General features: G+C 55.7%; 19 protein-coding genes. 10 read left to right on the top strand and 9 right to left on the bottom strand.

The genetic code is table 11. The features are described 5' to 3' along the window. Window positions 1–265 precede the first annotated feature (265 nt). The 4 genes from PZBJ_RS23060 (at window position 266) to PZBJ_RS23040 (ending at window position 5,196) form a co-directional block, all read left to right on the top strand. Window positions 266–1,381 (top strand): ABC transporter substrate-binding protein, encoded by a 1,116-nt coding sequence (locus PZBJ_RS23060; RefSeq protein ID WP_101764463.1) that lies wholly within the window; start codon window positions 266–268, stop codon window positions 1,379–1,381. 130 nt (window positions 1,382–1,511) lie between these two features. Further along, entirely contained in the window at window positions 1,512–1,934 is a 423-nt protein-coding gene (locus PZBJ_RS23055) for a DUF2231 domain-containing protein (protein WP_101764462.1), read from the top strand. Then, window positions 1,931–3,223, top strand: coding sequence for a PQQ-dependent sugar dehydrogenase (locus tag PZBJ_RS23050; RefSeq protein ID WP_101764461.1), 1,293 nt, complete (start codon window positions 1,931–1,933; stop codon window positions 3,221–3,223). The genes PZBJ_RS23055 and PZBJ_RS23050 overlap by 4 nt, the downstream gene beginning before the upstream one ends. Window positions 3,224–3,813: 590 nt before the next feature. Further along, the gene (locus PZBJ_RS23040; protein ID WP_101764460.1) at window positions 3,814–5,196 is read left to right on the top strand and encodes a M24 family metallopeptidase; all 1,383 of its coding nucleotides are present in this window, start codon (window positions 3,814–3,816) and stop codon (window positions 5,194–5,196) included. Between the two features lie 158 nt (window positions 5,197–5,354). Here the strand turns inward: PZBJ_RS23040 and uxuR are convergent, their stop codons facing one another. From uxuR to uxuA, 3 genes are all read right to left on the bottom strand, one after another. Beyond that, the gene (gene uxuR, locus PZBJ_RS23035) at window positions 5,355–6,131 is read right to left on the bottom strand and encodes a Uxu operon transcriptional regulator (protein WP_101764459.1); all 777 of its coding nucleotides are present in this window, start codon (window positions 6,129–6,131) and stop codon (window positions 5,355–5,357) included. 121 nt (window positions 6,132–6,252) lie between these two features. After that, complete coding sequence (gene uxaC / locus PZBJ_RS23030) at window positions 6,253–7,668, bottom strand: glucuronate isomerase (protein ID WP_101764458.1); 1,416 nt, start codon at window positions 7,666–7,668, stop codon at window positions 6,253–6,255. Further along, window positions 7,668–8,861: a mannonate dehydratase gene (gene uxuA, locus PZBJ_RS23025; RefSeq protein WP_101764457.1), complete on the bottom strand. Its 1,194-nt coding sequence runs from the start codon at window positions 8,859–8,861 to the stop codon at window positions 7,668–7,670. The genes uxaC and uxuA overlap by 1 nt, the downstream gene beginning before the upstream one ends. A gap of 230 nt (window positions 8,862–9,091) precedes the next feature. Here uxuA and PZBJ_RS23020 point away from each other — a divergent pair, with 230 nt between their 5' ends. Continuing rightward, entirely contained in the window at window positions 9,092–10,393 is a 1,302-nt protein-coding gene (locus tag PZBJ_RS23020) for an MFS transporter (protein ID WP_101764456.1), read from the top strand. A 14-nt stretch (window positions 10,394–10,407) separates the two neighbouring features. Next, the gene (locus tag PZBJ_RS23015) at window positions 10,408–12,801 is read left to right on the top strand and encodes a glycoside hydrolase family 31 protein (RefSeq protein ID WP_101764455.1); all 2,394 of its coding nucleotides are present in this window, start codon (window positions 10,408–10,410) and stop codon (window positions 12,799–12,801) included. Window positions 12,802–12,884: 83 nt separating this feature from the next. Here the strand turns inward: PZBJ_RS23015 and PZBJ_RS23010 are convergent, their stop codons facing one another. Both PZBJ_RS23010 and PZBJ_RS23005 read right to left on the bottom strand, forming a co-directional pair. Continuing rightward, complete coding sequence (locus PZBJ_RS23010) at window positions 12,885–13,046, bottom strand: NUDIX hydrolase (RefSeq protein ID WP_225608150.1); 162 nt, start codon at window positions 13,044–13,046, stop codon at window positions 12,885–12,887. A gap of 14 nt (window positions 13,047–13,060) precedes the next feature. Beyond that, window positions 13,061–13,936: a LysR family transcriptional regulator gene (locus PZBJ_RS23005; RefSeq protein ID WP_101764454.1), complete on the bottom strand. Its 876-nt coding sequence runs from the start codon at window positions 13,934–13,936 to the stop codon at window positions 13,061–13,063. A gap of 103 nt (window positions 13,937–14,039) precedes the next feature. Between PZBJ_RS23005 and PZBJ_RS23000 the strand changes: the two genes are divergently transcribed. Continuing rightward, window positions 14,040–15,134, top strand: coding sequence for an oxidoreductase (locus PZBJ_RS23000; protein ID WP_101764453.1), 1,095 nt, complete (start codon window positions 14,040–14,042; stop codon window positions 15,132–15,134). Between the two features lie 203 nt (window positions 15,135–15,337). On the opposite strand, the gene PZBJ_RS22995 is transcribed toward PZBJ_RS23000, so the two are convergent. Then, window positions 15,338–16,240 (bottom strand): ParB/Srx family N-terminal domain-containing protein, encoded by a 903-nt coding sequence (locus tag PZBJ_RS22995; RefSeq protein ID WP_101764452.1) that lies wholly within the window; start codon window positions 16,238–16,240, stop codon window positions 15,338–15,340. A gap of 132 nt (window positions 16,241–16,372) precedes the next feature. Here PZBJ_RS22995 and PZBJ_RS22990 point away from each other — a divergent pair, with 132 nt between their 5' ends. Then, a complete protein-coding gene (locus PZBJ_RS22990; protein ID WP_101764451.1) occupies window positions 16,373–17,005 on the top strand; it encodes a DapH/DapD/GlmU-related protein in 633 nt (210 codons plus the stop codon). 77 nt (window positions 17,006–17,082) lie between these two features. Then, the gene (locus PZBJ_RS22985) at window positions 17,083–18,381 is read left to right on the top strand and encodes a Fic family protein (protein WP_101764450.1); all 1,299 of its coding nucleotides are present in this window, start codon (window positions 17,083–17,085) and stop codon (window positions 18,379–18,381) included. Window positions 18,382–18,439: 58 nt separating this feature from the next. On the opposite strand, the gene PZBJ_RS22980 is transcribed toward PZBJ_RS22985, so the two are convergent. From PZBJ_RS22980 to PZBJ_RS22970, 3 genes are all read right to left on the bottom strand, one after another. Beyond that, complete coding sequence (locus PZBJ_RS22980; RefSeq protein ID WP_101764449.1) at window positions 18,440–19,405, bottom strand: GT-D fold domain-containing glycosyltransferase; 966 nt, start codon at window positions 19,403–19,405, stop codon at window positions 18,440–18,442. Between the two features lie 235 nt (window positions 19,406–19,640). Continuing rightward, entirely contained in the window at window positions 19,641–20,984 is a 1,344-nt protein-coding gene (locus PZBJ_RS22975; protein WP_101764448.1) for an NtaA/DmoA family FMN-dependent monooxygenase, read from the bottom strand. Continuing rightward, window positions 20,981–21,910, bottom strand: coding sequence for an ABC transporter substrate-binding protein (locus PZBJ_RS22970; RefSeq protein ID WP_101764447.1), 930 nt, complete (start codon window positions 21,908–21,910; stop codon window positions 20,981–20,983). Before PZBJ_RS22970 ends, PZBJ_RS22975 begins: the two co-directional genes overlap by 4 nt. 367 nt (window positions 21,911–22,277) lie before the next feature. Between PZBJ_RS22970 and PZBJ_RS22965 the strand changes: the two genes are divergently transcribed. Further along, the gene (locus PZBJ_RS22965; RefSeq protein ID WP_101764446.1) at window positions 22,278–24,638 is read left to right on the top strand and encodes a membrane-bound PQQ-dependent dehydrogenase, glucose/quinate/shikimate family; all 2,361 of its coding nucleotides are present in this window, start codon (window positions 22,278–22,280) and stop codon (window positions 24,636–24,638) included. The last annotated feature ends 63 nt before the right edge of the window (window positions 24,639–24,701 follow it).

The raw sequence follows: 24,701 nt of genomic DNA, 5'->3' as shown, positions 1-24,701 counted from the left end.
ACATCGTTTCATTTTGTAATTTAGCGTTCGCATTTTGTTTACGCATTAGCCAAAGCGCGGGATAGCGCGGCGATTAATTGGGCATTTGCCCGGTAAGCTGTGAGGTTTTTCACGAATGAAGGGCATTTTGTGAGCGATTGCACAGTGGGAAAAAGCGCGGGGAATGTAAAAAAATGTGTATCCAGGGCTTTTCATTTCCTGTCTGCCAGGTAATAGTGACGCCGCGAAATTTAAATAATAATCATTATCATTCTAGGTGTATTAAATGAAATCATGGCTGATAGCACTGGGATTACTGGCGGTGACGGGTCACGCTGCGGCGAAAACCATTACCGATGTGGCTGGACGACAGGTCGAGGTCAAGGAGGAGTCTAAACGCATCATTCTCGGCGAAGGGCGTCAGATGTATTTGCTGGCGGCGTTTGACACCGCTGCGCCGTTCCAGCGCGTGGTGGGCTGGCGTGACGATTTCCATAAAGCCGATTACGACGGCTATCTGGCGTATGAAAAGAAATATCCGCAGATCAAAAAGCTGCCGACCTTTGGTGGCGCGAAAGATGGCACCTTTAACGTCGAACAGGCGCTGACGCTGAAGCCCGATTTGGTGCTGATGAACCTCGAATCCAAAGCCGCGACAGACGAAGGCAAGCTGATCGAGAAGTTACAAGCGGTGGGCGTGCCGGTGGTGTTTATCGACTTCCGCGAGAAGCCGATGGAACATGCTGAGCAAAGCATCCGCATCATGGGCGAGCTGGTTAACAATCCACAGCGCGCCGAAGAGATCGTGGCGTTCCGCCGTGCGCAAATCGAAAAGGTGACCGATCGCCTGAAAAACTTTAACGGCACGCGCCCGAAAGTGATGATTGATCGTGCTGGCGGCTACAGCGACGAGTGCTGCATGTCGTTTGGTAACGAGAACTTTGGTCAGATGGTAGAACTGGCGGGCGGCAGCAATATCGCCAAAGCGTTGATTCCAGGCACGTTCGGCACACTCAATCCCGAGCAGATCATCGCCAGCCGTCCCGATGTGGTGGTGGTGACAGGCGCGAACTGGAAAAACTACAACACCGTGGGTAAATGGGTTGGCGTGGGGCCCGGTGCGGATGTGAAAGAAGCGACGGCGCGTTTACGCCTGCTAATGATGCGTGATGCCTTCAAAACACTGCCGGTGGCGCACAACGGTAACGCGCATGCCATCTGGCATCAGTTCTACGACAGCCCGTATCAGTTTGTCGCGATCCAGGCGCTGGCGAAGTGGCTGCATCCTGAACTGTTTGCCGATCTCGATCCGGACGCCACGTTCCGTGAGTTTCACGAAAAGTTCTTGCCCTTGCCGTATAAACCGGGTTATTGGGTAAGCCTGCCGGCAGATAAGTCTTAAGTTAGAGTGTGTTAGATAAGTGTTAAACGTTACTGTTTATCTTTACTAATATTTCACAGGTGGCTGCACGTTGTTTTATAAAAGCGAAACGCGTGCACCATCTGACAATAATACGGTAAGGGAGAGAGTAATGTTTCATACCTCAGGAAGATCGGTGTTCGGTGTGACGTTGTATACGCTGCTGGAACCGTTGCCGCTGGGCTTTTTTGTCGCCGCCTGGTTTTTCGATATCCTCTATTTGCAAACCTTCGTCATCATGTGGACCAAATCCGCCAGTTGGCTGATCACTATCGGTCTGGTGCTGGCCATCCTGCCACGTTTAATCAGTTTGGTTTATTTATTCCGCGGCGCGCGGCCGACCGAGAAAACCCATTTCTGGCTGTCGCTGCTGGCGATCGTGCTGGCGGTGGTGAATGCCTTTATTCACAGTCGCGATGCTTACGCGGTGGTGCCACTGGGCATCACGCTGTCGACGCTGGTGGTGGCGCTGCTGCTGATCGCTAACGTGCAGCTGGTGTTGCGCGAACGTCGCACGCAAGGAGGTCGCGTATGAAACACTTACTCAGTGCGGTAGCCATCGCGATGCTGCTCAGCGCCTGTGACGACGGGGCGCTGATCGATCCTCAAAAGCAAATCGGTGCGAATCCTGAACTGCCGCAGGCGCAGAACTTCTTTATGCCGCCGATGCAGGTGCCGGAAGGCACGCCGTGGAAAGCAGGTGAAATGCCGAAAGTGGCAGACGGGTTAAAGATCGAAAAGATCGCCGACAATCTGCAGCATCCGCGTCAGGTGCTGGTGCTGCCGAACAATGATGTGCTGGTGGCGGAATCCAATGGCACACCGAAACCGACCACCGCACCGAAGCAGCTGATTATGGGCATTGTGCAGAAAGCGTCTGGCAAGGGCGGCGAGGGCGGTAATCGCATTACCTTGCTGCGTAATGTTAACGGCAAATGGGAGCAACATCGCTTTATCGACAACCTGACGGCGCCGTTTGGTATGCAGCTGGTGGGCAACACGCTGTATGTGGCGAACGCCGATAGCCTGGTGAAATTCCCGTATGAAACCGGGCAAACCGAGATCCGCACCCCGCCGGTGGAAGTGACCGAGCTGCCGGGCGGGCCGATTAATCATCACTGGACCAAATCGCTGCTCGCCAGCCCCGACGGCAGCAAGCTGTACGTTGGCGTAGGTTCGAACAGTAACGTGACGGAAAACGGCATTGGCGAGGAGTATCGCCGTGCGGCGGTGCTGGAAGTGGATGCGGCCAGCGGTGCCAGCCGGATTTATGCCAGCGGCCTGCGCAATCCAACCGGATTGCAGTGGGAGCCGCAGAGCGGCAAGCTGTGGGCGATTGTGAATGAACGCGACGAGATCGGTTCTGATTTAGTGCCGGATTACATGACGTCGGTGCAGGACAAAGGCTTTTACGGCTGGCCGTACAGCTATTATGGCCAGCACGTGGATGAGCGCGCGCAGCCGCAGAGGCCGGATCTGGTGGAGAAGGCGATTAAACCGGATTACGCCCTGAGTTCGCACGTCGCACCACTCGGTCTGTTGTTCTACGGCGCGGATAATATGCCGCAGTATCGCGGCGGGGCGTTTATCAGCGAACACGGCAGCTGGAACCGTACGCCGCTCAACGGCTATCAGGTGGTGTGGGTGAAATTCGAGAATGGGAAACCGGTGGGACAACCACAGCCGGTGGTGACTGGTTTCCTCACCGACGATCAGAAGCAGGTGCGCGGCTTGCCGGTTGGTTTAGCCACCGATCGGCAGGGCGGCGTATTAATTGCCGATGATGCGGGAAATACCATTTGGCGTATCAGTTCCGCCAGATAATTAATCGCAGGTAATAAAAAAGGATTTGGCATTAAGCCAAATCCTTTTTTTTATGTTCGCTAAACGGCTGGTAACCGCGCCGCGAACGGGGTGCTCAGCACTCCTCACAACAGCGATAATAAAATGTGCGGCGAGATATTTCAAGTTTTGCCATAATACTGTATGGTTATACAGGTGTTGAGTGACGAGCGAAGCCTCATTGTTTTTCTGATGACTCCAGGGGCGCGGATAGTTAAATCCCGGCAGGTTTCAGGTGGTGCTGGCCTGTGGCTTTTACAATGAGAGCCGCTCAGCACTCCTCACAATTGTGCTTAGGCGGTCGGCGGGTGGAGTCAAAGCCCCGGCAGCTGAAAGGCGCGCTCCTCTCAGAGGAGAAGGAAAGTGATGGAAATTGTTCGATTGCTGCTGGACATCGTCCGCATCATTCTTCAAATCATCGTTGCCCTTTTGCAACTGACCGGTCAGGCACACTGACTGGAACTTGAGACAAGGCGGAGCTCACCCCTCCGCCTTTTTTCGCGTGGATCAAAATCCGTTGCGCTAAAAACGCGACTATCCTCATCTCATTCTGTAATGCGAGGAAGTGCATCATGGCAATCACGTTCGGGCCGATTACCGCGCCGATGACGTTCAGCGACGTTGAACCGGTTTTTCTCACCGATGATACGCTTGTGCAGCGCAAGAACGCGCTGCTGGCGGGCATGCAGCGCGAGGGTTTTGACTGGCTGGTGATCTATGCCGACAAGGAACACGGCGGCAATTTCGAATATTTGACCGGATTTATCCCGCGTTTCGAAGAGGGATTGCTGCTGCTGAATCACTCCGGAGCTTGCACGCTGGTGCTGGGCAACGAAAACCTGAAAATGGCGCGCTTTTCACGCACAGCGGCCGCGCTGCTGCACACGCCGTACTTCTCGCTTCCCAATCAGCCCATGGACAATGAAGTGCCGCTGGAAAGCCTCTTCAAAGATGCGGGCTTAGCGAACGGCCATAAAGTCGGACTGGTGGGCTGGAAGATGTTTACGCCCGCCGCCGGCAATGGGCGTGCGATGTTTGATCTGCCGTACTTTATTGTCGATGCCATTCAGCGCACGCTCAGCGATGACGGCATGTTAGAAAATGCCATCCACTTGTTTATTGGCGATAACGGCGCGCGCACCACCTGCAATGCCAATGAAATCGCCCATTACGAATATGGCGCAAACCTCGCGTCAAAGTGCATGCTGGAGGCGCTGAATGCCATCGAGGTGGGCGTGCGTGAAACAGAATTGGGCGCGTTACTGCACGCCGAAGGGCAATGCAACACGGTGGTGACTATCGCCGCCACCGGCAACCGTTTCGACAAAGCGAACCTCTATCCCACCGACAAAAAAGTGCAGCGCGGCGATCCGCTCTCGCTAACCACCGCCTTCAAAGGCGGACTCTCCAGCCGCAGCGGCTTCGTCATTGCCGATCAAAGTGAGCTGCCGCCAGGCCAGCAAGATTATCTGGAGCGCATCGCCAAACCCTATTTCTCAGCCGTGGTGGCCTGGCTGGAAAACATTCGCTGCGGCATGAGCGGTGGCGAGCTGTATCAGCTTATCGAGCAGGTTTTGCCGAAGGCCCGTTTTGGCTGGCACCTCAATCCGGGACATCTGGTGGCGGACGAAGAGTGGATGTCGTCGCCGATTTATCATCAGTCCACCGAATTGCTTAAGAGCGGCATGATGCTGCAAATTGACATCATCCCGTCGGTGCCGGGCTACAACGGTGCCAGCGCCGAAGAGTGCGTGGTGCTGGCCGATGCGGCGCTGCAAAGCGACATCCGTACTGATTATCCGGAGCTGTGGCAGCGCATCGAAACCCGCCGCCGTTATCTGCGGGAAACCATCGGCATTCAGCTCAGCGATGAAATTTTGCCGCTGTCGAATAGCGTGGCGTATTTAAGGCCGTTCTTTTTAGCAAAGGATCAGGCGTTAAGCGTGGTGAGTTGATGTCGTGAGGTCGCCCTGAATGGCGTAATGCCGATCAGTCAAGCGCCGTACCGAATCAGCGCACCTTCCGTAGCGGCGCGATTTAGCGCGCAATGATTTGCGCCGCTTCAATGTGTGCTCTGGGTAATTAGCCTTACAAGGTAAGTCGTTAACGCACACTAGTTTGGCGGATTATGGGTGGCGTACAGCGGCCATGACTCAAACAGATAACCATCGAAATCGATATCATCAACGTCTGAGAACTCCAGCAGCCGTTGTTTCACGTTTTCCAGATGTTGCCACATCGCCAGCTTGGCGGCGCGCGCGTCTTTTTTGATCAGCGTCGCGAGGATTTTTTTGTGATCGTCGAGCCACTGTTTGCGGTAATCGTTATTGACCAGATGGCGATGCAGTTGGCTCCACATCACGTTATCTTCGCGCCACTGCCAGGATTGCTTAAACAGCTCAACCAGCATGCTGTTATGGGTGGCTTCGGCAATCGCCAGATGGAAATTGCGATCGCCGTTTTCACTTTGGTTGACCGCACCCGACGCCAGCTCTTTCTCTTCCAGCTCCAGCGCCTGGCGCATCTTCATGATGTCTTCACGCGTCGCCTGCAGCGCGGCGAACTCGGCAATATTGCTCTCCAGCAGCTGACGCGCCTGCAACATCTCGAACGGTCCGGCATCGTTGCTGGCTTTGTGAAGCGAAACAGGTTGCTGCGGCGAATCGTGAATCACATAGATGCCCGCACCGCGACGTACCTCAATTAATCCTTCCAGCTCCAGCATAATCAGCGCTTCACGCACCAGCGTACGCGTCACATTCAATAGCGCGGCGAGTTCGCGCTCCGGCGGCAGCCGTTCGCCCACCGCATACTGCTTCTTCGTGATCATCTGGCGGAGCATTTCCCCGACTTCCTGATAAGGGCGCTGTGCTGAAGTTTGAGTTTTCATCGTGCTCTTTTCTGTGTGTTAAAGGATTCACAATCTCTGATACAGCCTCACTCAGAGACGCGCACTATAGCATAGCGAATAAGAATCGGCCTGGTCACGGCGCGCAGTGACCAGGCCACCATCACTGGGCTTTCAGCGCGAAATAGCGTTCGGCATTGTTAAAGCAGATGTCGCGCAGCATGTTGCCGAGCATCGGCTCATCGTGCGGCACAATGCCGTCTTTTACCCACTGCGCCAGCAGATTGCACAGAATACGGCGGAAGTATTCGTGGCGCGTGTAGGAGAGGAAGCTGCGTGAATCGGTCAGCATACCGACAAACTGGCTGAGCAAGCCGATTTGCGACAGTTGCTCCAGTTGACGCAGCATGCCGTCGCGCTGATCGTTGAACCACCAGCCAGAACCGAACTGCACCTTGCCGGCAACGCCCGCGCCCTGGAAGTTGCCCGCCATAGTAGCCAGCACTTCGTTATCGCGCGGATTGAGGCAATAGAGAATGGTTTTCGGCAGCTGATCGTTGAGGTCCATCGCATCCAGCAGGCGCGCCAGCGGCCAGGCAATATTGTTATCGCCAATCGAATCAAACCCGCTGTCTGGCCCGAGCTGGCGGAACATGCGCGTGCTGTTGTTACGGATCGCGCCGATGTGTAGTTGCATTACCCAGCCGCGCCGCGCATATTCGCTGCCGAGCCACACCAACACCGCGCTGCTGAACTGGGCGATTTCCAATTCATCCAGCACATCGCCACGGCGACGTTTGGCCAAAATCGTATCGAGCACGCGGTCGTCCGGCACCGGCGCAAAGCGCAGGGTTTCAATACCGTGGTCTGAGGCGCGACAACCGTGGGCGGAGAAGTGGTCAAGGCGTCGTAACAGCGCGCGGCGTAGCGCATCGAAGCTGTCGATGGCGACATCGGCGGCGGCTTCCAGGCGAGCAAGATAGTCGACAAAACCCTCCAGCTCGATTTTGAAGACCTTGTCCGGACGCCAGCTCGGCGCAACGTCAATATCAAAGCTGCGGTCATCGGCGATTTGGCGGTGATAGTGCAGTGAATCAACCGGATCGTCGGTGGTGCCGACCATGCGCACCTTCATCTGGCGCATGATGCCGCGCGCGGAAAATTCCGGCGTCGCCAGCTGTTCGGCGCAGCGCTGCCAGATCGCAGGCGCGGTGTCCGGGCCAAACAGCGTATCGGTGATGCCAAACGGGCGCCGCAGTTCAAGGTGCGTCCAGTGATAGAGCGGGTTACCGAGGGTTTTTGGCACCGTTTGCGCCCAGGCGAGATACTTATCGTAGTCGCTGGTGCTCTTGCCGGTAATCAACGACTCATCGACGCCCGCGGCGCGCAGCGCGCGCCATTTGTAGTGATCGCCTTCCAGCCAGATTTGGCCGAGGTTGGCGAAGCGACGATCTTCAGCAATCTCCTGCGGATTGAGGTGACAGTGATAATCGTAGATTGGCATATCCGCAGCGAAGTCGTGGTACAAGCGCCGCGCGATGTCGCTCTGCAGCAGAAAATCTTCATCCATAAAGCGCATTAGTGGGCTTCCTGAGCAAAATAGGCGCGGTGGATCGCCAGTTCGACGCCGCGAATTTCCGCCAATCCTTTCAGGCGACCAATCGCCGAGTAGCCGGGATTGGTTTTCTTCTTCAGGTCATCCAGCATCTGGTGGCCGTGGTCGGGACGCATTGGAATCAAATCTTCCTCCCCCGCGGCTTTACGTCGCTGCTCCTCTTCGGCAATCGCCTTGATCACCGCAAACATATCGACATCGCCACCCAAATGCGCGGCTTCGTGGAAGCTGTTGGGGTTCTCTTCCCGCTTGGTGGAGCGCAGATGCGCGAAGTAGATGCGTGGGCCGAAGCGCTTGACCATGCCGGCTAAATCATTCTGTGCCAGCACGCCGTACGAGCCGGTACACATGGTGAAACCGTTGGCGGGGCTGCTGACGGTATCGATCATCCATTGCAGATCGTCGGCGTTGGAAACGATGCGCGGTAAGCCGAGAATTGGGCGTGGCGGATCGTCCGGATGTACCGCCATGCGTACGCCCACCTCTTCCGCAACCGCGACAATGGCGCGCAGGAAGGTGGCAAAATTCTCACGCAGCTCGGCTTTACCGATACCTTCATAACGCGCCAGCTGGGCGCGGAATTGGTCCAGCGTGTAGCCTTCCTCCGCACCCGGCAAACCGGCGATGATGTTGCGCATCAGGCGGTTACGGTGCTCTTCACTCATCGTTGCAAAGCGTTTATCAGCCTCGGCGATCTCTTGCGCACTGTAATCCTGCTCCGCGCCGGGACGCTGCAGAATGTGCAGTTCAAACACCGCGAACTCAATTTGATCAAAACGCAGGGCTTTCGCGCCATCCGGCAGCAGATATTCGAGATCGGTGCGCGTCCAGTCGAGGATCGGCATGAAGTTGTAGCACACGGTTTTAATGCCGCACTGCGCCAGGTTGCGCAGCGACTGCTGATAATTGCTGATCCAGTGCTGGCAGCGGCCGCTGCCGGTTTTAATCTCTTCATGAATCGGCACGCTCTCCACCACCGACCACACCAAACCAGCGGCTTCCACCAGCGCCTTGCGCTGCATAATTTCGTCGACTGACCACACTTCGCCATTAGGGATGTGGTGCAGTGCGGTGACGATGCCGGTTGCGCCCGCCTGGCGCGCATCGGACAGAGAGACAGGATCGTTGGGGCCGTACCATCGCCAGGTCTGCTTCATGTTGTTACCTCACTCACTATTGGTTGACCAATATTCTTTATTAGCGCGCTACATCAGATAATAACTACGCGATTCCGGATTAAAACTCTGCTCTTTACGGGGTTAAGTCAACCTGGTAAGTGATTTTGGTTAACCAGATCACATTTGCGACATCAATCTGGCGACCACTTTTCGCAACTGTGGTTCACTCCTGGCGGATGGTTAGAAATGACTCACTAACGGAGAATCAGATGAACCGCAGTTTAAACCCAGGGATAACCGCCGTAGGCACCAAACGCACCTTGCGCAATCTGCGCTGGTGGGTATTGGTGCTGTTCTTAGCAGGCGTCACGGTCAACTACATCACCCGTAACTCGTTGGGCTTGCTGGCACCGGAGCTCAAAACCAGCCTCAACATCACCACCGAACAATATTCCTGGATCGTCGGCGCATTCCAGCTGGCGTATACCTTCTTTCAACCCATTTGCGGCTGGCTGATCGACGTTATTGGCCTGAAAGTCGGCTTCCTGATCTGCGCCACCATTTGGGCCGTCGCCTGTTTGTTCCACGCTGGCGCGGCAAGTTGGGTGCATCTGGCTATCCTGCGTTTTGTCATGGGCGGCGCTGAAGCAGCAGCCACGCCCGCTAACGCCAAAGTGATTGGCGAATGGTTCCCGAAAAAAGAGCGTCCTATCGCCGCCGGATGGGCGGGCGTGGGCTTCTCGCTTGGCGCGATGCTGGCACCGCCGATTATCTACTTTGCGCACGCTTCCTTTGGCTGGCAGGGCGCGTTCCTGTTCACCGGCTGCCTGGCGTTGGGTTGGGTGGTGCTGTGGTGGTTGTTCTATCGCGATCCGGAGCAGCATCCCAATCTGCAGGCCTCGGAACTGGAATTTATTCGTCAGGATAACGAACCGCCAGCAGTGAAACTGCCGTTCTTTACCGCGCTGAAAACCGTGTCGAAAAACAAACGTTTTTACGGCATCGCCATTCCCGCCTTTATGGCTGAACCTGCCTGGGGCGTGCTGAGCTTCTGGGTGCCGCTCTATCTGGCGAAAGAGCTGGGTATGGATCTGAAGCAGATTGCTATGTTCGCCTGGCTGCCGTTCCTCGCCGCCGATTTAGGCAGCGCGGCCAGCGGCTATCTGACGCGGCTCTACACCAAAATCTTTGGTTTTACTCAGGTTAATTCCGTGGTGGCGAGTTCGGTGACCGGCGCTTTCCTGATGCTGTCGCTGGCGCTGGTGGCGGTCACTAAAGATCCTTACGTAGCGATTGCGCTGATCTCGATTGGTGGTTTCGGCCATCAGATCATCTCCTGCATGCTGAGCGCGCTGGTGGTGGAGAAGTTTGATAAAGGCCAGATGGCCACCGTCAACGGCATGCGCGGCTCGTTCGCCTGGATCTCCAGCTTCCTGTTCTCACTGCTGATCGGCGTTACCGCCGACACCATTGGCTTTAATCCGCTGTTTGTCGCCATGGGCTTCTTCGACCTGATTGGCGCCGTATTCCTGATTGCTTTTATTGCTGAACGTCGCGCCCAGCGCGCATGAAAAAGTAGGTAACGATGAAAACGTTAAAAAATTGGTCATTAGCCGGTTCCGATGCACACCACGTGGCGTTAAACGTCGACGGCAAACACACGCTGTGTCTGTATGTGCTGGAAACGGGCATGTTCCGCGTGGCGATTAAACGTCATGGCGCATACAGCCTCGATCGCACCTGGAGCATCGCGCCACAAAGTGATGTGCCGTGGGAAGGGCGTCAGCGTGACAGCCTGGCCGGATTCACCTTGCCATCGTTCACGCTGGAAGAAGAGGGCGACACGCTGGTGGTGGCCACCGATAAGCTGCGGGTGATCGTCCATCAACCGCTGGCGCTGGAGTGGCAATATTGCGACAGCCACGGCGCATGGCAGCTGCTGACCTGCGACCGCCCAACCAGCGCTTATCAAATCAACGCGCACGGCGATGGCGTGGCGCACTATCAGTGCCGCATGAATGACGATCGCTATTATGGTCTGGGCGAGAAAACCGGCGATTTGCAGCGTAATGGCCAGCGCTATGAGATGCGTAACCTTGATGCGATGGGCTACAACGCGGCCTCCACCGATCCGCTGTACAAGCATGTGCCTTTTACCATCACCCGTCGTACCGATGTTAGCTTTGGTCTCTATTACGATAACCTCAGCAGCAGCTGGTTTGATCTGGGTAATGAACTCGATAACTATCACCAACCGTATCGCCGCTGGCAGGCGGAAAGCGGTGATATCGACTATTACCTGTTTGTCGGTGACAAGGTGCTGGATGTCACCAAAGCCTTCGTGCGTCTCACAGGTAAAACGCTGTTCGGCCCGAAATGGAGCCTCGGCTACAGCGGTTCAACCATGCATTACACCGATGCGCCGGATGCACAACATCAGCTGATGAACTTCATTCGTCTCTGCGAAGAGCACGATATTCCGTGCGATTCATTCCAGCTCTCGTCCGGCTACACCTCGATTAACAACAAGCGCTACGTGTTCAACTGGAACTACGACAAAGTGCCGCAGCCGGAGGTGATGAGCCAGGCGTTTCACGACGCCGGCTTGCGCCTCGCCGCCAATATCAAACCGTGTCTGTTGCAGGATCATCCGCGTTATAACGAAGTGGCGGAACAAGGGCTGTTTATTCGTGACTCCGAAGAAGATGCGCCTGAACGTTCGGTGTTTTGGGATGACGAAGGTTCACATCTCGATTTTACCCATCCGCAAGCCGTCGCCTGGTGGCAGGAAAACGTCACCAAACAGCTGCTGGAAAAGGGCATCGATTCCACCTGGAACGATAATAACGAATATGAAGTGTGGGACGGCGAAGCGCGTTGCCACGGTTTCGGCACGCCAATTGCCATCAAACACATTCGCCCGGTGATGCCGCTGCTGATGATGCGCGCCTCGATGGAAGCGCAACAGCGCTTCGCGCCGGAAAAACGTCCTTTCCTGATTTCCCGTTCGGGTTGCGCCGGGATGCAGCGCTATGTGCAAACCTGGAGCGGCGATAACCGCACCAACTGGACCACGTTGCGTTACAACATCCGCATGGGATTGGGTATGAGCCTGTCCGGTTTGTACAACGTGGGACACGACGTCGGTGGCTTCTCCGGCGATAAACCAGATGCAGAACTGTTTGTGCGCTGGGTACAAAACGGCGTGATGCATCCGCGTTTCACCATTCACTCGTGGAATGACGATCACACCGTCAATGAACCCTGGATGTATCCGGCGGCTACGCCTGCGATCCGCGCCGCGATTGAACTGCGTTATCGTCTGCTGCCTTACCTCTATACGTTACTGTGGCAGGCGCATGCTGACGATGAACCGATGCTGCGTCCGACTTTCCTCGATCATGAACAGGATGCGCAGACGTTCGCCGAGTGCGATGAGTTTATGCTGGGCCGCGATCTGCTGGTGGCCAGCGTGGTCGAACCCGGCCAGCGCGAGCGTCGTCTGTGGCTGCCCGACAACCAAACTGGCTGGTATGACTTCGCTACCCAGCAATGGTTCAGCGGCGGTCAATGGATCACGCTGGCGGCTCCGCTGGAAACCCAGCCGATGCTGGTGCGTGCCGGAGCGGGCTTACCGCTCAGCGAGCGCCTGCGTCATGTTGACACTAAAACTGACGATCGCCGCACCTTGCAGCTGTTCCCGCTGAAAGGCAAAGGGGTTAGCCACGGTATGCTGTTTGAGGATGATGGCGAAAGCTGGGGTTATCAGCAGGGCAATGCGCTGTGGCTCAACTGGAAAATGCGGAGCGATGCTGAGGCGATTCACCTCAACTTCCAGCGTAAAGGCAGCTTCCAGCCAGCCTGGCAGACGCTGAAGATTATGCTGCCGCCGGGTGAACAGCGTCAGCTGTTTATTGATGGCGTAGCGGTGGATAAGGCGCAGGCAGAAGCGGTGTTAGCGGATATTGCTGCGGAGTAATCGGTCGCCCTGAATGGCGGCACTACATCGATGTTGTATTCGTAGGGTGCGCATTCATGCGCACCTGGAATAAAGCAGAGAGATCAGTCGATTAACCCTTTCGCCCGCGCCAACAGAAACGCGGTAACCGTTGTCGCGTCGCTGATCTTTCCTGCCAGAATCAGTTCAAGAAATGCGTCGATTTTAATTTTCTTCGCGGTTAGTCCCACCTCTTCCGCATCCAGATTTTGCCCCTGATTCGCCATTCACATTTTCTGAATTAACGTGCCATCGCCTGTTTTAGGGCGTTTAGAAAAACCGTGACGCGCGTTGGCAGATGCCGTGCGGTGGGAAACAGCGCCCAGACGCCGAGCAGCTGCGGTTGAGCATCTCGCAAGGTAATCTCAGTCAGTTCACCTGCCGCCAACTCTTGCTGCACATCCCACGCAGAGAGCTGGGCGATGCCGCTGCCCGCTACGCATAAGGTACGCACGCCTTCCACATTGCTGCCGCTAAAACGGCCCTCAACGCTGACACTGGAAATATGGTCGTCGACTATAAAACTCCATTGCGGCACGCCGGATAAGCGCAGGCAGTTATGCTGATGCAAATCTGCCAGCAGTTTTGGCGTGCCGAAGCGCGCCAGATAGTCTGGAGAAGCACAGAGCACGCGCGGATTATCCGCCAGCCGCTGCGCGACTAAGCGCGAATCCCGCAGCGGGGCGATGCGAATGGCGACATCGTAGCCCAGCCCAACAATATCGGTGACGTTATCGCTGAGCTGGAAATCGATCTTCAGTTCGGGATTCTCCGCCATCAGCGCGGGCAGCAACGGAATAATGGTGCGGCGGCCAAAACCAGAAGGTGCGGTGATGCGCAGCTGGCCGGTGGCGCCCTGTTTATTCGGCGAGAACAGATTGCGCGCGCTCTGTTCGGTTTCCGTCAGGGTTTTGGCGTAGGGCAGAAACTCTTCACCTTCATCTGTTAACGCAATGGCGCGGGTGGTGCGATGCAGCAGGCGCACGCCGAGATCTTCTTCCAGCGAGGCGAGTCGGCGTGAGACCGTCATTGGCGTGGTGTTCAGTCGCCGCGCAGCCTGCGTCAGGCTGCGCGTCTGGGTGACCATCAGAAATACCTCAACATCTTTTGAGTTCATTGTAACGATTTCCGTTATACAGACGTATCATCATCGGCCATTTTTGTCCCTGTGGCGACCGAATATACTGCGCTCTGTAGATAATCCGCATCCAGAGAGCAATATGAGTGATAAAAATCTTTTTCAGAGCGGCACACTGAATCGGCTGGCGCTGAAGAATCGCATTATGGTGGCGCCCATGACGCGCATCTCCGCCAGCGTTGACGGCATACCAGGCGAACGTATGCAGCACTACTATCAGCGCTTCGTGCGCGGCGGCTTTAGCGCCATCATCACCGAAGGCATCTATATCGATGAAGCCTGGTCGCAAACCTATGCGTTTCAGGCGGGGCTGATTAACGCTAAACAGAGCGCCGGCTGGCGCGCGATCACCGATCGGGTGCATCAGCATGGCGGCAAAATCATTGCGCAGTTGATGCATGCCGGGGCGATATCGCAGGGCAACATCTATCGACCGGACACGCTCGCGCCCTCAGCGGTGCAGCCGCGCGGGGAACAACTCGGTTTCTATCACGGTCATGGCGCCTATCCGCTGCCACGCGAAATGAATGAAGAGCAGATCCAGCAGGTGATCGACAGCTTTGCGCACACTGCGGCGCGGGCAGTCGGCGAAGCGGGTTTTGATGGCATCGAAATTCATGGCGCTAACGGCTATCTGCTTGACCAGTTCTTTACCGATTACACCAATCAGCGCAGCGATCGCTGGGGCGGCGATATCGTGGCACGTTTGTCTCTGACGCTGGCGGTGATCGCCGCGGTGCGCCAGCGCGTAGGCAAGGATGTTACGCTGGGAATTCGCCTCTCACAGGGCAAAGTGAATGATTTTCATCACAAATGGCGGGAAGGCGAAGTGGGCGCGCGCCTGGTATTCGCCGCGATTGCTGAGGCCGGCGTGGATTATCTGCATCTGACTGAATATGACGCGCTGCAACCGGCGTTTGCCGATTCGCCGCTGTCACTGGTGCAAATTGCGCGTCAGGCGGCACCGAAATTGCCGATTATCGCCAATGGCGCGTTAAGTGATGCCAGCACGGCGGCGCAGGCGCTGGAGCAGGGCGCGGATTATGTGTCGATAGGCAAAAGCGCGCTAGCCAATCCCGACTGGCCGATGCGTATTCGTGATGGCGTGGCACTGCGCGAATTTGATAAAAATCTGCTGGCGCCATCGGCGGATGTGAAAAACTGCGAATTGGTTTAACGCTGAAAGGGCGCTGATGGGTGAATGGGTCGCCATGAATGGCGTAATGCCGATCAGTTAAGCGCCGTATCAAATCACCGCACCTTCCGTAGCGGCGCGATTTATCGCGCAATAAATTGCGCCGCTACAATGTGTGCTCTCGATAATTAAGGGTTTTCATGTCTCAACTGACGAGCATTACGCCATGAATGGCGACCACACGATTATTGCGCAAAAGCCCACGTCAGTTTGCCATTGTCAGAGACCAGCTTCTCCAGCTTCTTCTCGTTCACTTTCTTGCGTGCGCCTAACCGATCCGCCGTCAGCGGGCCGCTATCGCTGTGCGCAATCACCGTGTCTTTCGGCACGCTGGTCATCTTCTCAGCGATGGTTTCCAGCGCTTTGGCGTAACCGTTGCGGTTATTGAGGTCAAAGTTCTTCAGCGGCAGCTGCGTTTCCAGCCATTTGCCCCAGTAGAACTCGAGGAACGGCGGCGGATTCTGCTCCTTCTCAAAGCCAATATCGCGCACGAAATAGACCAGCGAGCGATATTCATCATTCTGCATATGCTGGCGGCCCAACTCTTTCGGCAGCGCGTCCGGTTTAATTTTGCCAGCTGGCGTATCCAGCCACACCAGATGTGCCGTTTCCATTTTTTGCCAGAAGGCGGACATGGTTTTCAGGCTGCGGAAGTCATCGGTGATGCGCACTTGCACCGGCGTGTTAAGACCGGCGATATCGGCGAAATTGCTGAAAGTATGATGACCATCGGTAAGGTACAGCACGTTATCCGGCGCAATCACCGCCGTTTTCATCGGCCCCGGTTCGCTGCCGACCGGCGCTTTACAGCTGAAGCTGCTGGGCTGCGAGAGACGTGATTTATTGTCAATTTTATCAACGCCTTTCTGCCCCATACTTTCGCAATAATCATCGAACAGCTTTTTCGGTTCGGCTTCATAACGATGCTGTTTGTAATCCAGCTGACGATAGCCAATCGCAGCCTGCGTTGGATGGAGTTGCGCTAACTGCACTTGCACAATATCACCGGCCTTGATGTCGGCGGGCAGCGCGGCGGATGCCTGTCCGGCTGACCATAACAGCGCCAGTATTGACCACGGTGTTCTCATTCCTTTTCCTCGAATCGCCTGAAACAGATACGCACAATAGCATTAGTGTCATTTTGCCGCTGTAGTGTTGTCGCTCGCGGTTGCCCAGTCGCAACCGGTCATCCAGACATCTGACCACACGGAGCTTTGATTATGGCACTTGCTGCTGTGCAACCGACAAAACTGCAACACACTGTTATCGATCCCAGCGTGCGCATGCGCGAAACCCAGATTGGCGCGCAATGTGAAGTGCTGGCCGAAACCTATATCGAATACAGCGAACTGGGCGACTTCTCCTATCTCGGAGAACATTGCTGCGTCGCCGATGCGCAAATCGGACGCTTTACCGCCATTGCCAATCATGTACGGATTGGCGCACCCAATCATCCGATGGATCGCGCCTCGCAGCACCGTTTCACCTACTGTCCGGAATACTACGATGCGCAGGCGGAACGCGATAATGGCTTCTTTGCTGACCGTCGCGCCGATCGCGTGATCATTGGCAATGATGTGTGGATTGGGCATGGCGTGATCGTACTGCCGGGCGTGGCGGTGGGTGACGGCGCGGTGCTGGCGGCCGGTGCGGTGGTGACGAAAGAGGTGCCGCCATACACCATTGTCGGTGGCGTGCCAGCCAAAGTGATCCGTGCACGTTTCGCGGTGGATATTGCCGCGCAGCTGCAGGCGATTGCCTGGTGGAACTGGCCGCTGGAGAAGCTGATGGCGAATCTGGCCGATTTCCAATCCTCCGATCTCCGTGCATTTTGCCAGCGGCACGGCAGCTAACCGCGCTGCAAGCGCCATTTGTCGTCGCAGCGAATCTCAAGTAAACTCAAAATACCCTGTTTTTGAGATTGCTTGAGATGAAGCTGCGCCGCCCACCCGCTCAACTTATTGATTCGCTGAGTATCAGTGAGATTAATTCGCTCCTCGCCAGTCATGCCGAGTGGGATGAGCGCTATCTGCATTTCGATGAGTTATATCGTCGTGTCAGTGATAGTCAGACGCGTGAGAAAGTGTGGAGCGCACTGAAATTCAAGCGCCGCAGCAGCGCGCAGCACTTTGTGATCGCCGATCAAACCGTGACCTGTAATCTCACGGCCAAAATCACGGCAGCGATGTCGACAGTCGATCGTATGACCTTTGCGCGCAATGGCGAACCAACGGATGAGGACGCGGCTTCTTACCTGATGTCACAGCTGATCATGGAAGAGGCGATTTCATCCAGCCAGCTGGAAGGCGCGGCGACCACCTCGCGCGTGGCGATGGAGTTGCTTGCGGTGGGGCGTGCACCGCGCAACGAAGATGAAAGCATGATCATGGGCAACTGGCGCTTGATGCAGCACATTGCCACGCTGGGTGACGCGCCGCTGACGCGCGCCGATATTCTGGAAATTCATCACATCGCCTGCGCCGGTATTAATGATGAAAAATATCGGCCCGGCGCCGTGCGCGACAATAACGATGTGTTTGTTGCCGGGCGCGAAGGCGAAATCATTCATCAGCCGCCGGATTATCAGCGGCTCAATAGCCTGCTGGACGCGTTATGCGCCGAAGTTGCGTGGCTGGAGCAGCAGGGCACGCATCCGTTGCTGGTGGCCTGCGTGATGCACTTTGCTATCGGCTACATTCACCCGTTCAATGATGGCAACGGGCGCACCGCGCGCGGGCTGTTCTACCATCATCTGATTCGTCACGGTTACAGCGCGTTCCGCTACATCTCCATCAGCAAGCTGTTGAAAGCCGCGGCGGTAAAGTACGGCATTTCCTATCTTTACAGCGAAACTGATGAGATGGATCTGACCTATTTCGTGCAGTTTCAATGCGAAGTGGTGATGCGCGCGGTGACTGCCTTCACCGAGCAAATCGCCACGCTGCATAAAGAGCGGGAACGTTTAGTGACGTGGGTGGAAGAGCACATGACCTTAGCCAAAGGTGAGCTGGATATCATGGCCATCGCGCTGAATGCACCGGGTTCGTTACTCAGCTCTGCCGGGATTAAATCGCGGCTCGGCATCGCGGATAACACCGCGCGTGCGCGCCTGAAAAACCTCACTGAACAGGGATTGTTGCGTCCACTAAAGGAGGGGAAAGGAACGGTGTATCAGGCGCCTGTTTCACTGCGCAAGCTGCAGGAGTGGCTGAAAAAGCGCGAAGGGTAACAGCGTTATCGCAAGCAATCTCAAAATGCCCTATTTTTGCGATTACTTGCGATGTGGATTAGATCGGCGGATGCATTACCATCGCCGATAGCACCGCTTCCTGCGGCAACCCGACATGCAGCAAAATCTGCTGGCGATAATGATCGTCGGCGTCGCGCGCATCGTCGCTGAGTAACACGCCCACTTCATTGACGTTCTTGCCAGCCACCTGCACCTTGTCACGCGCGGCACTGCGCATCCATTCGTACTCGATATCAATGTGGCCGGTATCAATGCAGCGAATGCCATGCTGGCTGAGATCGTAAGCCAGCACCGTGGCGGTGGGGCCGAGCGACATCAGCACCATATCGTAATCGCGTGCGTGCGCCAGCACCGAGCTGTAGAGCTCGTTGTAGACCGAGAAGGCGTTGCGATTGAGCGTGGTGATGCGTTTAATCTCCCGCGCGCCATCAAGCAGATCGTTACCGATGCCGAGACGCGTGCCGCTGCCTTCCACAATTAATATCTTTTTATCGCTGAACAGCTGCTTGAACTTATTAAACACGCGAACCGCCTGCTGCTTGTCCTTATAATCGTGATAGGGACGCGTAACGGAGGTGTTGCCGTAACGGTAATCTTTCTTTAATAAGCTTTCATAATGGCGAAAATAAAATGCTTTATGAAAAAACCAGAATAGGGCCGAACCAAAACGCATATTCGCGGTGCCGCGAAAGGCATCGGGCATACATAATAAACACGGATTCTTCGGCTGACTTCCGCGCCGTAATATCTCTTTAAGGCGAATAGAGAGTCGTTCATCAAAAGATTGAAAGCCGATATTCTTGAACAAAGTCATTTCCAGTTCGCCGTCGCCATAGCGGCTTACGGAGAGCTTGTGGTTGCTAAGCAGCAGGTCAATGGTCTGTTCAGGCGACATCACCTGATATTGCCGGGCTCGCGCATTGGCAACCGGAAACTTAAAAGCAGCGTGTGTGAGTTTAAAAGGAAAACGTAATTTACGATAAAAGAAATCTGCGCTGATCATCATAACCTTCTTTTTATTAGCGGCCTTGCCGCAGAGCAGTTACGTGATTTATATCACGCTTAATCCGGGATAACAGGCTGAGGAAACTCTCAAAAAGTCATTGCGGCGCAATGGCTAATCAATTTAAAAAGATTAAATGAAGAGGGAATAAATAAAACTGTAATAAAACCGCACTTATTCGCGCTGCTATGATAATTGTTGCCAGGAATAATCGCAGCAGCGCATTAATGATTAATTAAGTTATTTCAATTGATGACGAACGGTTAAAGCAATTTTCCGGCTTTACTAAGCCTAAACGATCGCGCAGCGTGCCCGGTTGATAGTCGCTGCGGAAGACGCCCGCAGCCTGCAGGCGCGGGACAACTTGTTCGAGGAAGCGATCTTCGTTCTCGTCAATGTAGGTGGGCAGAATGACAAAACCGTCGCAGGCCTGATGCTGATACCAGTCAATCATCTGCTGCGCAATGCTATCCGCTGTGCCGGTCGGTGCCGGGAACGACAAGCTCTCGGCGTAGCGTTTCGCCATCTCGCCCAGCGTCAGGTTCTGCTCAATGGCGCTGGCGATCACATATTGAAAACGGCCTTTGCTGCCGGTGATCTTTTCACGCAGGTCAGGCACCGGCCCGTCAATGGGGTACTGCGACAGATCGATATTCATGCTGGCCGAAACAAAGCTGAGGCCCGATTCCACGGTAATCAATGATTTCAGGTACGCCGCACGCTCCTCGGCATCGCGCTGCGAGTTGCCGACAATCGGCACCATGCCGGGCAGAATGCGCAGTTGATCGGGCTGACGCTGATACTGCAGCGCACGCTGTTTCAGGGTTTGATAAAACTGCTGCGCGCGTTCCCGATTGGGTTGCACCACAAACAGCACTTCCGCCTGTTGCGCGGCCAGATCGATAAAGGCTTCCGATACGCCAGCCTGGATCACCACCGGATGACCTTGCGGCGGACGCGGCAGATTAAGCGGTCCCTGCACGTTGAAAGATTCACCCTGATGATCAAGCCTATGGAAGCGTGCCGGGTCGGCAAAGTGCGCCTGCGCTTTATCCAGAATCAGCGCGTCCTCTTCAAAGCTGTCCCACAGCGCTTTCATGACATCAATAAATTCGGCCGCGCGGCGATAGCGAGCTTCATGGCTGAAGTGCTCGCTGCGACCAAAGTTGCGCGCTTCGGCGTGGCTCAACGAGGTAACCACGTTCCACGCTGCGCGCCCGCCGCTAATATGGTCGATGTTTGCCAGCTGACGCGCGGTGGTGTAAGGCACCGAATAGGAGGAGGAAACCGTGCCGCCGAGGCCGATGTGGTCAGTCACCGCCGCCAGCGCGGCTAATAATGTTAAGGGTTCAGACCAGCCAACCTGACGATGCTGCACGGTGTGCGCCAGATGCCCGCCGTAAACATCATCAATCGCCAGCTTGTCCGCGACAAAAATCATGTCCAGCTTCGCGTCTTCGGCGCGCTGGGCGATTTTGCGGTACAGCGGCCAGTTACTGCCGCCGGTCGCAGCTGAATTGGGATGGCGCCAGCCGCCCTGATGAATGCCGGAGTCGAGGTAGAGCGCCAGATTCATCATGGTTTGGCGGCTCCGTTGACGTTGAAGAAGGAGGCATCCACCAGTTTGTCGGCTTTTAAGCCGGGTTTGATCAGGCCGCCACGGGTGAAGGTATCAATCGCCAGTTGCTGGCGTTTCTCTACCAACGCGTAATCTTCTACCGGCGCGTTGTTTTCACGCTGTACTTTACTCAGCGCCACCGCATCTGGCAGACGCAGCAGTTTGGCGATCTCGCTGGCGTAGGCTTGTGGATGCGCCACGCCCCACGCACGTGCGCGAATCAGGCGCTCGCGGAAGTCCATGAGCTGTTCACGCTTGCTGGCGATGGCGCTATCGGTCGCCACCAGATAGTTTGAAACTGGCGAATTTTTGCCGTCGATGGCGATGCGATCGCCGGACTGCGCCACGGCAAAGGACACATAAGGTTCCCAGGTTGCCACCGCATCCACCGCGCCATTATCCAGCGCCAGCGTCGCTTCCGACGGCGTGGTGAAGACAAAATTGACGCTGTCGTCGGGCAAACCCGCTTCGTGCAGCGCATTCAGCACCATGTTTTGCCCGGCCGATCCTTTTACCGTCGCCACTTTCTTGCCTTTTAAGTCGGCGATGCTGTGCAGGGCGCTGTCCTTTTTCACCAGGATGGCATTGCCGAGATATTGCGATGCCTGAATGGCGCGGATCTGCGCGCCTGCGGCCACGGCAAACGACAGCGGACCATCGCCGACTAAGCCGGCATCCAGATGCTGGGAGTTGAGCGACTCCAGCAGCGGCGCAGCGTTGGGGAACTCATACCATTTGATTTCATACGGCACATTGTTGAGCTCGCCAGCGGCGGACATCACCGCGCGAGCATTGCCTTTTTGATCGCCGACGATCAGTGGGTTGGTGGCAGCGTGAGAAGTCACCGCGAGGAGCAACAATGAGCTGGCTAATAAAGTGATTTTCATAACGTTTCCCGGGTAAAAAGAAAACAGCGTAAGTTTTCTACTACAGCGGGCGTAGTAACAAATCTGCGCAAGGTTATGTCTCAGGCGCAAATTCCCCCAAATCGCGCATCCTCGCCATTTTTCGTTATCAAAAAATGCGAATTTTCCTCACCAATGATTAATTCTCTCAACGAAAATGAAACGTGATTTCAGTCACACATTGAACCAGGCGGTAGCTGGCAGCCATTAGCCAAACTACATTCATTAGCGGAGCTAACGACATACCTCGCAACGGGTTTTTACTAAACGGTAACGTACGTTAAAATTCTGTTGATTTTATGTGGGGTTATTTTTGAGGTTTTTCGATGAATATGGTTGAGGGATTAGCATGGTTAACAAATTAACCAGTATCGTGCTCGCGATTCTGGCGATTGCCTTGCTGTACATGGGCGGCAAGCTGTTGATGCTGGGCGGCAGCGCCTTCTATGCGCTGATGGCGGTGGGATTACTTATCACCGCAATATTACTGTTCCGCAACCAGCGCAGCGCGCTGGCGCTGTATGCGGTGCTGATGTGGATTACGCTCGCCTGGATTATCTGGGAAGTGGGCTTTGATAAATGGCAGTGGATCCCACGCGGTGACCTGTTCGGCGTGATCGGCCTGTGGCTGGCGATGCCGTGGGTGGTGAAACCGCTGTATCGCGGCGAACGCCGTTTCCACGGCTTCCTCGGCGGCACTGTGATTATCATGATCGTGGTGGTGATTGGTCTATGCTTCTACGATCCGGTTCCGCAGCAAGGCACCATCAGCAATGCCCGCGAGCAAAACAGCGAGCAGGGCGCCGCTAACGACTGGACCGCGTACGGTGGTTCGTCTGACGGCCTGCGTTTCTCGGCGCTGAATCAGATCAGCAAAGAGAACGTCAAAAACCTCGAAGTTGCATGGACCTACCACACCGGCGATCTGCGCCAGGATGCGGATGCCACCGAATACACCTTCGAAGCTACGCCGCTGAAAGCCAACGGTATGCTGTATTTCTGTACGCCGCATAACGAAGTGCATGCGCTTGATCCGGAAACCGGCGCGGTGAAGTGGAAATTTACGCCAAATAAAGACCGCTCTTACCTGCAGCAGCATCAGACCTGTCGCGGCGTAAGCTACTACGAAGAAACCCCGGTTGCCGCACAGGATAGCGCCGCAAATCCGGCCATCTGCCGTAAGCGTATCTTTAACGCCACCACCGATGCGCAGCTGATTGCGCTGGATGCCGATACCGGTAAACCGTGCGCAGATTTCGGTCAGAACGGTGTGGTTGATCTGCACGCCAACATGGGTGAAGTGCGTCCACATGCGCTGATGCAAACCGCAGCACCGCTGGTGGCGGGCAAGCTGGTGATCGTTGGCGGTTCCGTGATGGATAACGGCTTCAACAGCGGCAACCCGTCAGGCGTGATCCGTGCCTATGACGTGCAAAGCGGTCGTCTGGTGTGGAACTTTGATCCGGCCAACCCGGATAACACCGCGCCAATTGCTGCCGGTCAAAACTACCCGCAGGACACGCCAGTGGCGTGGGGCACGCTGAGTGCTGACCTGAAAAACGGCGTAGTCTATGTGCCATTTGGTAACGCTTCACCGGATGAAGTGGGCATTGAACGCGATCCGAACAGTAACACCGAGAAGTTCCGTGATGCGCTGGTGGCGCTGGATCTACAAACCGGTGCGTTCAAATGGCGCTATCAGAGCTCCAACCACGACCTGTGGGACCGCGATAATCCGTCACAGCCTTCGCTGGTGGACATCGATTATCAAGGCCAGAAGCAGCCTGTGGTAATCCTGCCGACCAAAACCGGCAACCTGTTTGTGCTGAACCGTCTTACCGGCCAGCCGGTGTATCCGGTGAACCAGGTGAAGGTTTCGACTGAAGGTGGCGTAGCGGGTGAGAAATTTGCGGCGACTCAGCCGGTTTCCAGCCTGAACTTCATCCCGCAGCCGTTGACCGAGAAGTCAATGTGGGGCATCACGCCGTTTGACCAGATGTCATGCCGCATGGATTTCCGTAGCCTGCGCTATGACGGTAATCCGTGGACGCCAGCAACAGAAGGCGGTTCACTGATCTTCCCTGGCAACATTGGTGTGTTCAACTGGGGTTCGGTTGCGGTTGATCCGCAGCGTCAAATGCTGATTGCCGCGCCAGTGCGTCTGGCCTACAAGTACAACCTGATCAAACGCACCGAGCAGACCGCCACCGAGCGCCTGTTCACCAAAGATGGCACGCCATACTGGAACGAAAACTTCCACGGTGACTACGCGATCCATATCCAGCAGATGGCGTCAGGCCTCGGCATTCCCTGTGTTGCGCCGCCTTGGGGCCGCATGGTGGGCGTGGATCTGAAGACCGGTAAAACCGAATGGCTGCGTCGCGTGGGCGTCACCAAAAACCTGAAGACCAGCTTCCTGCCGGGCCGCTTCCCCATCGGCTTCCCGATGGGCATGGTGGCGCACGGTGGTCCATTGCTGACCGCAGGGGATTTGGTGTTCCACGGTGCAACTGCGGATAACTTCTTCCGCGCCTACGACAGCACCACCGGCGAGCTGCTGTGGCAGACCGAGCTGAGTGCCGGTGCGCAAGCCACGCCGTCTACCTTTATGGGTAAAGACGGTAAGCAGTACGTGGTGATTGCCGCAGGCGGTCACGGTTCGCTTGGCACCCAGGCGGGTGACAGCGTTGTGGCATTCCGTTTGAAGTAATTGCAGTGAAATAGAATAAGGCGCCCGCTGTGGCGCCTTTTTTTGTTTTTGTCAGGTTATATT

This window comes from Pantoea endophytica (genome assembly GCF_002858935.1).
Classification (GTDB): domain Bacteria; phylum Pseudomonadota; class Gammaproteobacteria; order Enterobacterales; family Enterobacteriaceae; genus Pantoea; species Pantoea leporis.
Note: the sequence above shows the minus strand (reverse complement) of the source record. Positions and strands in the feature narration are given on the sequence as shown.

Excerpts from the sequence above, each read along its gene's own strand:
- PZBJ_RS23060 (WP_101764463.1), top strand. The coding sequence starts at position 266 with ATGAAATCATGGCTGATAGCACTGGGATTACTGGCGGTGACGGGTCAC.
- PZBJ_RS23055 (WP_101764462.1), top strand. The coding sequence starts at position 1,512 with ATGTTTCATACCTCAGGAAGATCGGTGTTCGGTGTGACGTTGTATACG.
- PZBJ_RS23050 (WP_101764461.1), top strand. The coding sequence starts at position 1,931 with ATGAAACACTTACTCAGTGCGGTAGCCATCGCGATGCTGCTCAGCGCC.
- PZBJ_RS23040 (WP_101764460.1), top strand. The coding sequence starts at position 3,814 with ATGGCAATCACGTTCGGGCCGATTACCGCGCCGATGACGTTCAGCGAC.
- uxuR (WP_101764459.1), bottom strand. The coding sequence starts at position 6,131 with ATGAAAACTCAAACTTCAGCACAGCGCCCTTATCAGGAAGTCGGGGAA.
- uxaC (WP_101764458.1), bottom strand. The coding sequence starts at position 7,668 with ATGCGCTTTATGGATGAAGATTTTCTGCTGCAGAGCGACATCGCGCGG.
- uxuA (WP_101764457.1), bottom strand. The coding sequence starts at position 8,861 with ATGAAGCAGACCTGGCGATGGTACGGCCCCAACGATCCTGTCTCTCTG.
- PZBJ_RS23020 (WP_101764456.1), top strand. The coding sequence starts at position 9,092 with ATGAACCGCAGTTTAAACCCAGGGATAACCGCCGTAGGCACCAAACGC.
- PZBJ_RS23015 (WP_101764455.1), top strand. The coding sequence starts at position 10,408 with ATGAAAACGTTAAAAAATTGGTCATTAGCCGGTTCCGATGCACACCAC.
- PZBJ_RS23010 (WP_225608150.1), bottom strand. The coding sequence starts at position 13,046 with ATGGCGAATCAGGGGCAAAATCTGGATGCGGAAGAGGTGGGACTAACC.
- PZBJ_RS23005 (WP_101764454.1), bottom strand. The coding sequence starts at position 13,936 with ATGAACTCAAAAGATGTTGAGGTATTTCTGATGGTCACCCAGACGCGC.
- PZBJ_RS23000 (WP_101764453.1), top strand. The coding sequence starts at position 14,040 with ATGAGTGATAAAAATCTTTTTCAGAGCGGCACACTGAATCGGCTGGCG.
- PZBJ_RS22995 (WP_101764452.1), bottom strand. The coding sequence starts at position 16,240 with ATGAGAACACCGTGGTCAATACTGGCGCTGTTATGGTCAGCCGGACAG.
- PZBJ_RS22990 (WP_101764451.1), top strand. The coding sequence starts at position 16,373 with ATGGCACTTGCTGCTGTGCAACCGACAAAACTGCAACACACTGTTATC.
- PZBJ_RS22985 (WP_101764450.1), top strand. The coding sequence starts at position 17,083 with ATGAAGCTGCGCCGCCCACCCGCTCAACTTATTGATTCGCTGAGTATC.
- PZBJ_RS22980 (WP_101764449.1), bottom strand. The coding sequence starts at position 19,405 with ATGATCAGCGCAGATTTCTTTTATCGTAAATTACGTTTTCCTTTTAAA.
- PZBJ_RS22975 (WP_101764448.1), bottom strand. The coding sequence starts at position 20,984 with ATGATGAATCTGGCGCTCTACCTCGACTCCGGCATTCATCAGGGCGGC.
- PZBJ_RS22970 (WP_101764447.1), bottom strand. The coding sequence starts at position 21,910 with ATGAAAATCACTTTATTAGCCAGCTCATTGTTGCTCCTCGCGGTGACT.
- PZBJ_RS22965 (WP_101764446.1), top strand. The coding sequence starts at position 22,278 with ATGGTTAACAAATTAACCAGTATCGTGCTCGCGATTCTGGCGATTGCC.